The following is a 15072-nucleotide window of genomic DNA, read 5'->3' as shown; positions in this document are numbered from 1 at the left end:
GTCATGAATCCCTCCTCACCACAGTTTATTCTCGGACACGCGTTTGCTGATGGCATTCGCCGATACAATAAGAATGAAGCTAATTACGGAGTTGAATAGACCTACCGCTGCCGTAAAGCTGTAACTTGCTTCTAGAATCCCTTTGCGATAAACATAAGTCGAAATCACGTCCGCTGTCTCATAGGTCAACGGGTTATAGAGCAGCAGCACCTTATCGCTGCCGACAGAGAGCATGTTCCCCATGTTCAGAATCAGCATGATGACAATTGTTGGCATGATTCCGGGAATGGTGATATGGAACGTCTGTCTCCACCGATTAGCACCATCGATTTTGGCCGCCTCATATAGTGTAGGATCAATATTGGCGATCGAAGCTAAATAAATGATCGAGCCCCATCCAATCCCTTGCCATATCCCCGAGGAGACGAATAGGAATCGGAACCAGCCCGCTTCTTTCAGAAAATCAATCGGTGTAATCCCGATAAATCCGAGCAATTGGTTGATGAGTCCGTCACGGCTTAAGAAATCGAACATCATGCCTGCCACAACTACAATCGATATAAAATGGGGTAAATACGAGATGGTCTGCACCCAACGTTTGAACATCATCCCACGAATTTCATTAAGCAGAAGCGCGAGGATAATGGCAGCCGGAAAGGCAAATACCAGCTCATAAATGTTAATAAGCAGTGTATTCCGTATTAATCTCCAGAAATAGATCCCATCGAAGAAACTCATGAAATGTTTGAACCCAACCCATGGGCTCCCCCAGATTCCCCGTGCGGGAGAGAAATCCTTGAACGCGATCTGAAGACCATACATCGGCCCATAATGAAAAATGAGATAGTAGGCGATAACAGGAAGCGCTAGCAGATAAATCATCCAATTTCTGCGAATATCCTTGCCCATGATACGCCAAGTCGACGGCTCGTTTTTCCTCTTAACCGATCGCTTATTCATCGGTCGCTTCTCCAAGACTTGCCTCATCTGTATTCCTGCCCTTCCCGTAGATTCTGCTCTAGTAAGCCGGGAGAAGAATCCTAGTCCTCTCCCAGGCCCATCATAATTGGTACGATTAACGCTTGTTGAACCGTTCTAGTGCTGCTTGTTGGATTTTCAGCGCATCTTCAATGCCCATCGTTTCAATTTTCTTGACATATTTATCGAAGTTATCGAGCGGCTCTGCACCCATAATGAATTTCAGGAACATCTCGTCTTTATAGGTGTTGATATCGGTCATGATCGAAGCGAATTGGGAGCTTTCGTCATTAGTCGGCGTCACAAGCGGCATTTTGCGCTCGCCGGTCGGATGCGACCAGATCGAAAGGGCATCTTTCTGGTTGTCTAAAGCTAAATATTGCATTTGAAAATTCTCGCTCAGCACGAATGGCGCACTCCAAGTGGAACGATTGTGCTTCGCAAAGGATTGCTGCAGACTCACACCGCTTGGTGGATTCAATACTTCAGGCAAGAAAGTTGGGACGCCATTGACCATACTGTAGGCTTCGCCTTCTTTACCGTAGTTGAAAAGCAGATCTCCCTGTTCGCCGTAAGCGTAATCCAACCATTTCACCGTCTCGATCGGGTTCTTGTTACTCGTTGAGATGGCGGCGCCGATCCCGTTCGTTGCAAAATCCTTCTGTCCCCACATCTGCTTATCGCCTTTCTTCAGCACAGGGTACTCGGCAGCTACCAGATTAAAGTTCGGATCTTTATCTTTCATTAGATTCGCGTATTTCCCAATACCGCCTCCGTTATATACCAGTGCGGCACCTAACTGATTCCCTGTCATTTTCGCGTCGAACAGCTTGCTGTTCGGTGCGGCAAAATCTTTATCAATCAAGCCTTCTTGGTACCATTTGTTCATGGTTGTCAGGAATTCCTTGTACTCCGGCTGCGTCGGGCCGAACTTTACCTTGCCCCCGTCTTGGTAGAAGCCGTAATTGATGCCCCATGCGCCAAGGAATGGAGCGTCGAGCGCTACATCATCCAACGTGATGTATAATGGGATTTCATCCGCCTTGCCATTCCCGTTCGGATCTTTATCCTTAAATGCGGTTAATACTTCATGCCATTCATCAATGGTTGTCGGTACCGTTAGTCCCAATTTATCGAGCCAATCTTTACGGACCGCTGGACCATAGAAGACACGAACCTTATCGCCGCCGCGGAAAAACGGGAACATATACATATTGCCATCATCGGTTGTGACTTGCTTTTTCCAATCCGGATGATCGGTCAACAGCTTTTTCAGATTCGGGGCATATTGATCGATATAATCGTTCAGCTTGATAATCTTGTTATCTTGAATCGCCTTCTCCGGACCTCCCGGATATCCAATCCACGAGGTTTCAATGACATCCGGCAACTTCTCGGAGACCATCATGAGATTGAACTGTTCTTTGGCCTGTGCCGCGTCTGAAGGCGGGTGCTCAAAATCAACCTTCACACCGGTAATTTTCTCTAATTCCTTATACATGCCCATTTCAGCATAGGTTTTCATTTGCGCGGCAGCCGCGGAGTGCATGCTCACCCAGTACGATAAATTCGTCAGCTTGGCGCCCTCTGTCGTCTTCCCATCGGCAGTTGTGCCTTCTTGCGTCTGATCGCTGCCCGAAGTACTGCAAGCTGCGATGGATAATGCAAGCAGAGATGTTAACAGGATAACTCCAAATTTCTTTACGTTTCTTTTCATGAAAGCGCCTCCTTTTTATTGGTTACAGCGATAACGAAACTTCGTTTTTCTGGATATTTTCGAAGACTGCGGTATGACGTTCACTTCATTCCCCGACGCGAACGAGCCGTATCGCACGCAGCTTAACGGCATCCGCATGCCAAATTTCCGTAAACCGAGGTGCAGGATCCTTCAACTTGGATGATCGTAGTGTCAGCCTATAGGTTCCTGCCTCTTCCCAAGTGATCTCTCCAAGCTTAGATAAAATCGGTGTATAGGGATGCTGACATGCTGGAGAATCTGTATCCACGGCATCCTCTGACGGTGCGCAGACCATCTGTGCCCCGGTTGTATCTATTTCAATCTCTTCAGGGTATAACCCTTCCCACGTCGCGTCATAACGTTTGTAACTCACGAGCATCAATTCATAGGTTCCTGGCCTTACGAGAGTGAATGTCCATTCTGCGCTTCGGATGATTCGGGAAGTATCAAGGTCTTCCACCGTATGAACATCGGTCACCTTCGCCCAAGGTACATCCAGTTGAAACCCGCCATAGGGCTGCTGCGTAAGCGTCGGGTCAAAATCATTCTCGCCCGCTAGCTCTAAAACAAGTACGGATACATGCGTATCCGACGGCTGTGAGGGGACCTCTAAGATTAACGTGTAGAGATCCAAGCTGACCTCATACGTCTGCACAACCTTCAATTCCCGTTGATTCGGATCTGCAAGCATATACGCACGCGTAATACGGTTGCGAATCCCATGAACCCTCACTTCATGCTCCGGCCACTTATCGTTATGAATATGAAGATATACGCGTCCAGGCTTCGTCGTTACAGCCCCCCAAGTCAGTTCACATGGGAACGGACTCCCTGTTGTACCATAGATCGCTTCTGCATTGCGGTGGGTCCATTCGCCAACTTCTCGAAGTCGATCTGCCGATAATTCCGGGATGGTCCCCTCCGGAGAGGGTCCAACATTGAGGAGTAAATTGCCTCCTTTGCCAATCACGTTGACGAGCTTATGCAGAAGAGACTCCGTCGATTTCCAGACTTGATCTTTGGTCGTATAACCCCAAGATTGATTCAGCGTCATAGGCGTCTCCCACGGTCTTGTATCTTCACCGCTCATCCCAATCTCGTTATCGCCCTTGGACACATAGTCGCCCATTCCCATAATATGAGAGACCCGAGAATTGATCAGGCAATCCGGTTGCAGATTACGCACATGCTGTACGATATCTCGACTATTTTCCTCGGACAATCCTCCCGCAGTATCGAACCATAGGAGGCCCACGCGCCCGTATTCAGTCAGCAATTCCGTAAGCTGCGGCTTCACTTTGCCATGCCAATACTTAGAGAACTGCTTCTCTTCCTGGTTATAGTCCCACGTGTTATTGTGTTCCTTATGCATCGAATCCGGATGATGCCAGTCGATAACATGCGAGTAATAGAAGCATAAGGCAATTCCCGCTTCCTTGCAGGCTTCCGCTAATTCCAGCATCGGATCGCGTCCGAACGGCGTTGCATCGACGATATTGTACGTGTCTGATCGAGAATGGAACATCGCAAACCCGTCATGATGCTTGGCCGTAATGACGATATACCGCATTCCTGCATCTTTCGCGAGCTTTACCCATGCGTTGGCATTGAATTTCGTCGGATTGAACTGGGCAGCCCATTTCTCATACTCCTGCACAGGTGTTCTCTCTGCATACATGATCCATTCACCCTTGGCGGGAATCGCATATAATCCCCAATGAATGAACATCCCGAATCTCGCATCCGTCCACCATTTTGTCTTCAGATCTTGATCTGCTGCTGCCTTGATGCTATTCACTTCCACTTCCACATCCACCTCTTCCGGCGCTCGATCTCATCCTCATTTTTCACCTTTACCAGTACGGCTTCCAATCCCTCGTGACGCGAACCAATGCCTCATAAAAGTAATAATCGCCCCATATGCAGCACTCATCGATCCCCGTCCCATTCGGCTTGCCGTATACCGCATGAAGCAGAATTCCATTCGATTCCGGTACCTCCTGGGCCAAATAATGTGCGATCAGTGAATCCAAAATAGACAAGGCTGCATTCTCATATCTACGTTGGTTCGGATCCGTCAACGGCAGATGCTTGGCTGTCTCCAATAGTCCGCATACGGCGATGGCAGCTGCCGAGCTGTCCCTCTCTTCTGGGCCGCTTGTAAAGATAAGATCCCAATAACAGACCAGATCCTCGGGCAGACGGTTAAGAAAATAATTCGAGAGCTTCGTTGTAAGCTCGATGAGCTCACCATCCCCGGTATATCGATAAGACAGCGGGAACCCATACATCCCCCAAGCTTGACCTCTTGCCCAGCATGAGTCATCCGCATACCCTTGCGCGGTACTCCCATACTTCGGTTCACCTGTTTGCGTGTCCATATAGAAGGTGTGAAAACTAGATGCATCCTCGCGGATTAAATACTTTGCAGACTGATGAACATGTGCTTCTGCGGCGTCGTAATACTTCGGATCCCCTGTGACTTCGCTAGCCCAATATAAAAGCGGTAAATTCATCAGGCAATCAATAATCATCCGTCCTTGCTGTTTCGGATCATTCAGATTGCCCCAAGCCTGGATGATGCCCGCTTTCTCTAAATATCTCGCGTAGAGCAGATCCGCCGCCTCGATGGCTAATTGCTTAGCGCCCTCGTTACCCGTCAGCTTATAGGCTGATACGCAGGATAACGTATACAGAAATCCAAGATCATGTGTCTCCGTATACCGTCTTTCATCCACCCGTTGACGATAACTAGAAAGTTGGTTTTCAGCGGCGAGACGATATTTCTCATCTCCTGTAACTTCATACGTAAGCCACAGCATGCCCGTCCAGAACCCTGGCGTCCACGCCACATTGCCCACTTGTCGGTACACTTGATTCGTACTGCTTTCCGAGGGGAACGTATCTGCAAATGTCTCCAGGTTACGATCCATCTGGCGGATAATAAATTCCATGGCTTCGTCACAGCGCGCTCTTGTAAGCGGTTTCGTTGTCGCGAATTGCTCAATCATTGACATTCCTCCCACATGATCGTTATTCGTTTCTGGGTCCATTGTAAGCAACGGCGGGTTCAGCCCACAATTTCCAATTTTTCGAGTGAACTGCCGTTTTTATGGAGGTGAAAAAAAGTATGTAGGCATGAAAAATCGTTCACCTCCCCTTTTTCTGCGCAAAAAAGCCGCCAGAGGCAGCCCGGGGGCACTGAAAAAGTACCTTCAACCTAAATAAGCGAGCCTGCCTCGATATTTATCAAGGAAAGTCTGCTCGAGGAATGGGTGAATAAATAAGGACTCGATCATGGCCGCAATGCAGTGTCACTAATTCGTATGTTCAACACGGGCGAAATCGCCCTGGAGAAAGAATGAATTGAAGGTACAACGATTATCGTGGATGCAACAAACGAATGGTGACCTTGATGAAGAAATCTAAGTGAGAATAGATACAGAGAGAGGCGGCTATTCGTTCAAAATTGAACAAATAGTCGCCTCTTAAATTAGAGCCATCATCGAAATGAAAAACATAAATTTTTCAGTACCTTCGGTCTTGCGACTGAACTTTTTTATCCCCTTGATGCTATGTTGGATTTATCCACTAACTTTGCGTTAATCTGCGAATTTCGGCGCCTATCATGGAGTAATCCAATATAGAACGTGGACATGAGCTCATTCTGGACCTTTTCGTGCTCCTACATTGGATTTGTCCACTATATGAGTACCGTTATCCTCTATAATGAGGGCTATATTGGGAATTTCCAATATAGGTACTCTCGAATGAACCGAGGGTAGGGGTTTTTCTCATAACACAATTTTTTCAGTGCCCTCAGGCAGCCCCCAGCGGTCTTTTCGATCCTTTCGGTCTTTTCCATCCTTCTTATTCACTTCAACTTCAATCCGTTAAACTACACGGTCACTCTACGCAAGAACAGATACGATAATGCAGCGAAAATAATCGATACCGGCATACTTCGAACCGCAAGGTCCAGCGCCGTTTTTCCGACAAACCACTGGAACAGATCCGCCCATCCATCATAGTAGCTCATCGCCAAGGAGAAGAGGCTACCTAACAGGAATAACACAATGAATAAGGTGAATGTCCCTGTTTTGCCAAACCGTTTGCTGTAGCTTCCCGTGACGAAACCGTTCAAACAGATGAACAGCATCGCTAGGAAATAAACGAGAAACTGCTGCACATAGCTGCCGCTGCTAAGATAGGGTAAATGGAAAAATCCGAGCTTTACTCCCCAGCCGTTCGTCAGCACTTCCACCCAGGAGAACAGCGTCAGCAGAGCCGAGAATATGCCGCTTAATACGACAATCAATCCCACGGTGCCTAAATAATAATCCGATCTCCGAACGGAAAATCCTAATGCAAAAGGGAATGACTGTGCTACCACGACGATGCCCATCACAAACATATAAACATAGATGGACATTAACCCTCCCGTATAGAAGCCCTTCTCTTCATTTACCAGAATACCGACAATGATGTTAACGGTAAAGGATGACAATAGGATTATCCAAGGTAAATATAAGTAGCCGAACTTATCTTGGAAGTGCATCTTCAATACGCCTGCTGCTCGATTCATTCAACTTCACCCGCCTTTCGTACCGATCCATTCGTTAAATGAACAATAAGTTGCTGCAAAGATACCGGCGCCACGGTTAAACCCAGTGCTTCCGCACGTTTGCGGTCCTCCGCTTTACCATTTCCCACCACAGTTGCAGTCAATAACCCTCCGAAAGGTTCCCGGTGGATGACTTCTCTGCCCTTCGTGAACTCATCGACCTGCGCCGTGGTTCCCGCTACAGATAAAGCTTTGCCCCGCAGCACTTCCGTATCTTCATTCAGAATCAACTTGCCTTGATCAATGACCATCACATGTTCCAAAAGCTGACTCACTTCGTCGATCAAATGCGTGGATAAAACCACCGTACGTGGATGCTCCGCATAATCCTCAATGAGCCGGTTGTAGAACAGCCCTCTTGCCACCGCATCCAGCCCTAAGTACGGTTCGTCAAAGATGGTCAGCGGTGCGCGACTCGCGAGTCCTACGATTATTCCTACCGAGGAGAGCATCCCCCGAGATAGCTTCTTCATCCGCCGTTTCAACGGCAACCGGAAATCCTCAATTAACGCATGGGCATACACTTTATCCCAATTCTGGAAGAACAGCCCAGCTACCTCAAGAACATCAATCACGCGGTAGTTATCCGGGTATTTCTGACTCTCCTTAATGAAGCAGACTTGGCTTAGCACGCGGTTATTCTCGTAGGGTTCTTCGCCGAATACCTTCAGCATGCCGCTCGTTGCGAACTGCTGTGCCGTGATCATATGCATGATCGTTGTCTTGCCAGCCCCGTTCCGCCCAAGTAATCCATAGATTTTGTTCTCCTCTAGCGTAAAGCTCACGTTGCGGACGACTGATTCTTTGCCGTAGGATTTCGTCAGTCCTCTCACTTCCACCACACTACTCATGTTTGCTCCCCCTCTTTCGAATCATGTCTGCCAATTGATCTGTCGTAATCCCCAACTTCTCTGCTTCGCGTAACATGCTAACGACATACTGCTCATAAAATTGATCCTTGCGCTTCTCCACCAGCACGGCGCGCGCCCCTGTCGCTACGAACATTCCAATCCCTCGCTTTTTATACAGAATCCCTTGGTCCACTAGCAAATTCACGCCTTTCGCCGCCGTCGCCGGATTAATCTGGTAGAACGTCGCGAATTGGTTCGTCGATGGAACCTGCGATTCTTCGGGTAATCTTGCCTCAATAATGTCATCCTCGATCCGTTCTGCAATTTGCACAAAAATCGGGCGACTGTCATCCATACTCATACTCATTCCATCACCACCATGTTGGTTCATTACTCATGTAACTAACTATATAACTAACGAGCTCATTTGTCAATAAATGGACAAGCATAATTTTCGCCTAATTTTCAAATCGATCCTGAAGACTATGCACTCATGTCGATCCTCAGCGATTTGAACCCAAAAAAGAGCAGCCCCACCTGGGACTGCTCTGCTCCATTATAGAAACAACCTTATTGCAACTCAACCGACTTCACGCCGGGAATTTCTTGGATCAAGGACAACAACTCCGTGCCCGGATACGATCCGGGAACTTTCACTTGCATATAGATTTCAATATAGGCCGCTTCCTTATCCATCTTTTCTGCATGAAAATTCAAGATCGATATATTCTTATCCATCAGTATCCGCGTGATTCCACCCACCAGGTCAGGTTCATTCTCCATTTGAAGAATAAGCTGTTCGGATTTCGGAAATGCGAGCCAGCGGAACTGACGATGCAATAATTTCTGCCCCGCAAGAATAATCAGGGTCACGCCAGCCCCCATAAAATACATCCCGGAGCCAAACGCAAGCCCAATGCCCGCTGTTGTCCAGATTCCCGCTGCCGTCGTCAACCCTTTGACATGCTGGCGTTGAAGAAAGATCATCCCCGCCCCCAGAAACGATATACCGCTTACAACTTGCGATGCGACACGAGATGGATCTAAACCAACACCCTCATGGCCTAATATATCATCAAAGCCATACTTCGACACCATCATCATCAGTGCCGCACCAATGGCCACAACAAAGTGTGTTCGCACACCCGCTTCTTTCATCCGACTTTTACGTTCATACCCGATCATGACGCCGCAAATCCCTGCGATGATCAGTCGAAGCAGGAATTCAAGCTGAAGTAACATGCCAACTCCCCCATTCCAGAAAAGATTGATGTAGCATCATATTTCAGTCTAGTGCATTCCGATTGTCAAAGCAAAACCCCCTCGCATTCGCCCAAAAAAAGGGAATTTAAAGCCAGCCTCTTGAATTCGTAACGAAACAGTGTTACGATACATGCGTAACATTGTTTCGTTAACATCACAATGAGGAGGTCACCACCATGGAAGACCATTTGATATCTAAAAAAGATCTACTCGAGCTGACCGGTATCTCCTACGGACAATTATACCGCTGGAAGCGCAAGGATCTGATTCCGGAAGATTGGTTCATTCGCAAATCTACGTTCACAGGTCAAGAAACCTTTTTTCCAAAGGATAAAATATTGGAACGTATAGATAAAATCGTTAACTTGAAAGACAACACCTCGCTAGATGACTTAGCAGACCTATTCTCCCCCAGTTTGACGGAAACGGCACTCTATAAGAAGGATATCATCGAACGCAACATCGTATCCGAAATATCCCTGAAGCTATTAACCGACCAAATTGGGGATTGGGATGTGCTCACCTATGAACGATTGATCGCTGTCTATGTATTGGACCAATTGCTGCTTACGGGCGAAATGAGCTTGGACGAAGGGAAGATTCTCCTGCAAGTGCTGAACGATCATTACAAGAAATTTGACGGCAAGAGCTGCGATCTCTTATTTATTCGCAAAATGGGCATCGCAACATTCCTGTTGATTTCAGGGGCTAGCGAAGTATACCTCGAGAATAACGCCAAGCTGGTCAAGCGACTCGTCATTTCCAGTTCGATTGAAGCGTTAAAAACACATTTATCTTGATCGGAGGAATATTCCAATGAATACACAACCTTTAGGAGACATTAGCATATCCGGTATTGCCAGCTCATCCGGCGGTACATTCAACCAAGTCAACATCGACGGCGTCGGTAAAATTCGTGGCGATGTCACATGCCGGCAATTTCAAGCCAATGGTACAGCCAAAGTAGAAGGCAACTTACAAGCCGACATTGTACGAATTAACGGCATGAGTACCATCAAAGGCGCTGTTCGCGCAGACAGCATGCAAATGGACGGTAAAGTCACGATTCAAGGTCCATTGACCTGCGATTCGATTCATTTCAATGGGGATGTCAAAATCGGCGCAAACTGCTCGGCTGAACAATTCCAAGCGAGCGGCACCTTTGTTATTGAAGGTATGCTGAACGCAGGCAACATTATGATTCACATTCACGGCCGCTGCCGCGCGAACGAAATCGGTGGCGAACAAATTACCGTGAAGCAAATCCGCGGAAATCTTATGAATAAGATGATGGGCGCATTGTTCAATTCGCATCTGTCCGCTGAAGTCATTGAAGGCGATCATGTGACGCTCGAAAATACAAAAGCGCAAGTCGTACGCGGCAATCAAGTGGCGATCGGACCGGATTGCGTCATTGACCGCGTGGAATACAAAGAACATTTACACATCCATCCGAGCGCAAAAGTGAATCATCAATTACGACTTTAAATAATAGAGTAAGGGGAGGCAATCCACGATGAACACACAGGATCGGCAAAACATTCGAATTACAGGCACAGCAAGTGCTGCCGGAGGGACCTATAATCAAATCCGTATTATGGGCGAGGGAAAGCTCACAGGCGATATCGATTGCATCACATTCGGGTGCACAGGCACGGCCGACATCACAGGGCAATTCGTCTCGCAAATTTTCAAAGTCCATGGTACGACCGTGGTGAACGGCACCGTATCGAATGACAAAACAACCGTAAATGGCGAAATGACGGTTCATGGCGATGCCACCATACGGGATGGCAAGATTAACGGGCAGCTCAACGTGAAGAACAACCTGTTCGGGCAAGAGCTGAAGCTCTACGGTATGGTTCAAGTAGATGGAGATTGCGAAATCGACCGTCTCTATGGCAAAGGCGCATTCGACGTCAAAGGCTTGCTGAATGCAGGACAAATGGATGTACAGCTCTATTGGCCCTCACAAGCCAATGAAATCGGCGGTGAGCATATTACAGTCAAGAAAGCACAAGGGATCTCTGGGATGATGAAGTCCTTGTTCGATATGTTCAAAATCCAACCGGATGCGCGGCTCACAGCACGCAGTATCGAAGGGGATGACATCGTATTGGAGAATACCACCGCTCAATTTGTCCGGGGGAACAATGTTACGATCGGACCCGGTTGCCACATCGAGCACGTCGAATACCGGAATACGTACAACCAAGCTTCCGATGCGATCGTGAATCATTATTCCCAAGTATAAACTCATGACATGAAAAGGTGGATTGTTAGACATGGTTAGGGGAAAAAATAATTTAGGCTTAGTCGTTGCAGCACTGCTGCTCGGCATCCTTATGGCATCGATGGATAATACGATCGTATCGACGGCCATGGGGACCATCGTCTCGGATTTAGGAGGCATGGACAAATTCGTGTGGGTGACTTCGGCGTATATGGTCGCCGAAATGGCTGGCATGCCGATCTTCGGTAAACTGTCCGACATGTATGGACGCAAACGGTTTTTCGTCTTTGGGTTAATCTTCTTTCTCGCAGGCTCATTGCTCTGCTCTACGGCCGAGACGATCACACAATTAAGTATTTACCGGGCGATTCAAGGGATTGGCGGCGGTGCGCTGATACCCATTGCCTTTACGATTATGTTTGATATTTTCCCCGTCGAGAAACGTGGTAAAATGGGCGGATTGTTCGGTGCGGTCTTCGGGCTTTCCAGCATATTCGGCCCCCTGCTCGGTGCATTTATAACAGACACCTTCACATGGCACTGGATCTTCTTCATTAATGTGCCCCTTGGCGTCGTCTCTCTTCTGCTCGTGATCTTCTTCTATAAAGAGTCCCATGTGCATGCACGGCAGCAAATTGACTGGGGCGGCGCAGCTACCCTCGTAGGTTCGATCATTTGCTTGATGTTTGCGTTGGAGCTTGGCGGAGGCACCTACGCCTGGGATTCTTCAATCATCATCAGCTTATTCGCTGGATTTGCGGTATTGTTCCTGATCTTCATCCTGATCGAGCGCCATGCTAAGGAACCGATTATCTCCTTTGCGATGTTTAAGAATCGGCTATTCGCTTCCAGTACCATTATCGGATTGTTCTCGGGAGCCGCCTTCATTGCCACGGCGGTCTATATTCCGATCTTCGTTCAAGGGGTAACCGGCGGTACGGCAACCAATTCAGGGATGATTCTATTGCCTATGATGTTAGGTACGACCGTATCTGCACAGATTGGGGCGATGGCTTCCGCGAAATTTGGATATCGTAAAGTCATGGTCGCATTCATGCTGATCTTCCTCCTAGGAATTGCCTTGTTAACCACCATTACGACGGATACAACTCGCGGGATGATTACGTGGTATATGGTCATTACCGGCTTGGGACTTGGCGCTTCCTTCTCCGTGTTAGGAATGGCTGCGATTCACCATTTTGATGCTTCGCAGCGCGGGTCTGCCAACTCCACGATCGCGTTTATCCGCTCCTTGGGGATGACGATCGGGATTACGATCTTCGGTATGGTTCAACGAACGGAATTTACCGACCGACTGCAATCCGCCTTCTCGGGCATGGGGCAAGCGGCCCCACAAGGAGAAATGATGTCTGATCCGCGGGCAATTCTGTCACCGGAAGCTCGAGCGAGCATTCCTTCAGACATTCTGGACAAAATAACGCATGCACTCTCTTCTTCCATTGCGACGACGTTCCTCTGGTCACTCATCCCAACGGTGCTCGCCTTGCTGTTCACGTTCTACATGACGAACGATAAGTTAAAGAGCTTCAAGGAAGCGTCATCCGAAGTTGCGAATGAGACATCTACGACATCTTCATCTTAAACGCTGAAGAGCCCTCTACCCGGATACGGGTAAAGGGCTCTTTCCTATTTAATACGTATTGATATTATACCGTCAACACATAGTAGTCATTCGCACTGACCACACGGAAACCGCAGGACTCGTAGATGCCTAAAGCTCGCTCGTTCTTTACGGCAACCTCCAATTCGAAGCGCGATATGCTCCGCTCCCGATTCAGCTGCTCTATTAGCCCGCGCAGAATGGCTCGCCCGTAGCCTTTCCCCCGTAATGTGGGCTGCACGCAAAAGCCATAAATAAATGCCGCACCATCTTCATAGGTCACGCCTAACTTACCGATCGGCTGACCCTCTAATTCTGCAATAAAGGTATATTCCAACGGACTGCCGAAGCAGCGTTCCACATATTCTCTGCTATCTTCTTCTGTCATATCAAATCCGTCTTGGTTCAAGGACACAAGAACTTCCGTATCTTCGACATCAGCAGCACGGATCTCCATCGCCAGGGCAGCAGAACGTTCAACGTTCGTTACGTCAGCCCATTCACAGCGCATCCAATGCTCTGACATCGTATAGGTTGTCCCTGCTTCAATCAAGAATGCTTTGCCTGAAGCAGACGCATGATGACAGATAAATAGAACTTTAGGGAACTCTCGTTGCCGGCATTCGGTTAACGCCGCATCAACCAGCTTCCGGAAGAGGCCTTGTCTACGATAACGAGGGTGGACCATGCCGCTAATCTCCGCCTCGGACGAACGGAACACGTACATGCCTAAGTAACCAATTAGATCGCCCGCATCATTATAGATTAGGAAATCGTTCGTTTCTTCCCCGGAACGAGTCTGTAACGATACCCAATTTAATTTCAATTGAATGCCGTCCAACAGATTGCAGATATCCGCTAATTCGCGTATATCTTGCAGTTCTTGTTCCGACAGGGTTTGCTTTCTATGTATCTTCAAAACAGATCGCCTCCTTTGTCTTCCTCATTCTACGCTATATCGATATCCTTTGTCTTCCAAAATAAGAAAAGGCAGGGTTTCCCCTGCCTTTTCGAACTGTCTATTCGATCTGTTTATTTAATTGTATTCCAATGCGTCACTTCATCCACCGATAGGCGAACGGTTGCATGACCTGGTTTCGCTGCTTTGCCCAAGGCAATCAGCATAATATTCTCATAGTGTGCAGGAATTTCGAACGCTTCGTTAAATTTCGCCACGTCATACCCACCCATAGGGACCGTATCATATCCTTTTGCACGAGCCACCAACATCAACTGCATGCTGATCAGACCACCGTCGATATGCACGATTTTCTTCTTGCGCGCTTCATCCATGTTGCGGTATCCATTATCTACGGTCGCGACCATTTGCTGTTTCACTGCTTCGCTCATGTAACCCGCTTCAACAGACTTGGCGTAGATCTTCTCCCCTTCGTTGAACCACTCCATGTCTCCGAAAACGGCGATTACCGCCGATGCATCTACCACCTGTTGTTGATTGTACGCGATAGGCAGCAATTTCTCCTTCAAAGCTTGCTCGTCGATGACGAGAAACCGCCAAGGTTGAAGATTGCTAGAAGATGGTGCCAACGTTGCTTCCTGTAAGATGTCTTCCAACTCCTGCTTGGAAATTTGGACGCTTGGATCATAATAACGTACAGAATGGCGTTCATGCACAACGGTAAAGAAGTCTTGCTTTTGATCAACTGACGTAGACATGGTTTCATCCTCCTATGCAGCCTATACTGTGATTATATACACACAGTTAAATGCTGTTCATATTACTGTGTCTCTATTCGCACAGTA

Annotated in this window: 14 protein-coding genes; 4 read left to right on the top strand and 10 right to left on the bottom strand. The window is 47.8% G+C overall.

Features of this window, described 5'->3' with window-relative positions; genetic code table 11:
• Window positions 1-15: 15 nt before the first annotated feature.
• The 8 genes from BVG16_RS10255 to BVG16_RS10220 all read right to left on the bottom strand — a co-directional run bounded on the left by BVG16_RS10255 (window position 16) and on the right by BVG16_RS10220 (window position 9433).
• Window positions 16-960 (bottom strand): ABC transporter permease, encoded by a 945-nt coding sequence (locus BVG16_RS10255; RefSeq protein WP_078498441.1) that lies wholly within the window; start codon window positions 958-960, stop codon window positions 16-18.
• A gap of 115 nt (window positions 961-1075) precedes the next feature.
• A complete protein-coding gene (locus BVG16_RS10250) occupies window positions 1076-2695 on the bottom strand; it encodes an extracellular solute-binding protein (protein ID WP_078498440.1) in 1620 nt (539 codons plus the stop codon).
• A gap of 85 nt (window positions 2696-2780) precedes the next feature.
• Window positions 2781-4520: an alpha-L-fucosidase gene (locus tag BVG16_RS10245; protein ID WP_233146980.1), complete on the bottom strand. Its 1740-nt coding sequence runs from the start codon at window positions 4518-4520 to the stop codon at window positions 2781-2783.
• Between the two features lie 49 nt (window positions 4521-4569).
• Window positions 4570-5727: a glycoside hydrolase family 88 protein gene (locus BVG16_RS10240; RefSeq protein ID WP_078498439.1), complete on the bottom strand. Its 1158-nt coding sequence runs from the start codon at window positions 5725-5727 to the stop codon at window positions 4570-4572.
• Window positions 5728-6614: 887 nt separating this feature from the next.
• A complete protein-coding gene (locus BVG16_RS10235) occupies window positions 6615-7301 on the bottom strand; it encodes a hypothetical protein (protein ID WP_078498438.1) in 687 nt (228 codons plus the stop codon).
• Window positions 7298-8191: an ABC transporter ATP-binding protein gene (locus BVG16_RS10230; RefSeq protein WP_078498437.1), complete on the bottom strand. Its 894-nt coding sequence runs from the start codon at window positions 8189-8191 to the stop codon at window positions 7298-7300. The genes BVG16_RS10235 and BVG16_RS10230 overlap by 4 nt, the downstream gene beginning before the upstream one ends.
• Window positions 8184-8558 carry a GntR family transcriptional regulator gene (locus BVG16_RS10225; protein WP_078498436.1) on the bottom strand — a complete coding sequence of 125 codons (375 nt, stop codon included), beginning with the start codon at window positions 8556-8558 and terminating at the stop codon, window positions 8184-8186. The genes BVG16_RS10230 and BVG16_RS10225 overlap by 8 nt, the downstream gene beginning before the upstream one ends.
• 203 nt (window positions 8559-8761) lie before the next feature.
• Entirely contained in the window at window positions 8762-9433 is a 672-nt protein-coding gene (locus BVG16_RS10220) for an MgtC/SapB family protein (RefSeq protein ID WP_078498435.1), read from the bottom strand.
• 197 nt (window positions 9434-9630) lie between these two features.
• Here BVG16_RS10220 and BVG16_RS10215 point away from each other — a divergent pair, with 197 nt between their 5' ends.
• Genes BVG16_RS10215 through BVG16_RS10200 form a run of 4 tightly spaced genes read left to right on the top strand, consistent with a single transcriptional unit; the run spans window position 9631 to window position 13290 of the window.
• Window positions 9631-10254: a YhbD family protein gene (locus BVG16_RS10215; protein ID WP_078498434.1), complete on the top strand. Its 624-nt coding sequence runs from the start codon at window positions 9631-9633 to the stop codon at window positions 10252-10254.
• Between the two features lie 16 nt (window positions 10255-10270).
• Window positions 10271-10942, top strand: a complete 672-nt coding sequence (locus BVG16_RS10210) for a polymer-forming cytoskeletal protein (protein ID WP_078498433.1) — start codon at window positions 10271-10273, stop codon at window positions 10940-10942.
• Between the two features lie 28 nt (window positions 10943-10970).
• On the top strand, window positions 10971-11708 hold the full coding sequence (locus BVG16_RS10205; protein WP_078498432.1) for a hypothetical protein: 738 nt from the start codon (window positions 10971-10973) through the stop codon (window positions 11706-11708).
• 31 nt (window positions 11709-11739) lie between these two features.
• The gene (locus BVG16_RS10200; RefSeq protein ID WP_078498431.1) at window positions 11740-13290 is read left to right on the top strand and encodes an MDR family MFS transporter; all 1551 of its coding nucleotides are present in this window, start codon (window positions 11740-11742) and stop codon (window positions 13288-13290) included.
• Between the two features lie 64 nt (window positions 13291-13354).
• Here the strand turns inward: BVG16_RS10200 and BVG16_RS10195 are convergent, their stop codons facing one another.
• Together BVG16_RS10195 and BVG16_RS10190 are read right to left on the bottom strand one after the other, a co-directional pair.
• Complete coding sequence (locus BVG16_RS10195; protein WP_078498430.1) at window positions 13355-14227, bottom strand: GNAT family N-acetyltransferase; 873 nt, start codon at window positions 14225-14227, stop codon at window positions 13355-13357.
• 113 nt (window positions 14228-14340) lie between these two features.
• Window positions 14341-14985 (bottom strand): nitroreductase family protein, encoded by a 645-nt coding sequence (locus BVG16_RS10190; RefSeq protein ID WP_078498429.1) that lies wholly within the window; start codon window positions 14983-14985, stop codon window positions 14341-14343.
• Window positions 14986-15072 lie beyond the last annotated feature (87 nt).

Origin of the sequence: Paenibacillus selenitireducens, from assembly GCF_002021565.1 — a bacterium.
GTDB classification, from domain to species: domain Bacteria; phylum Bacillota; class Bacilli; order Paenibacillales; family Paenibacillaceae; genus Paenibacillus_K; species Paenibacillus_K selenitireducens.
Note: the sequence above shows the minus strand (reverse complement) of the source record. Positions and strands in the feature narration are given on the sequence as shown.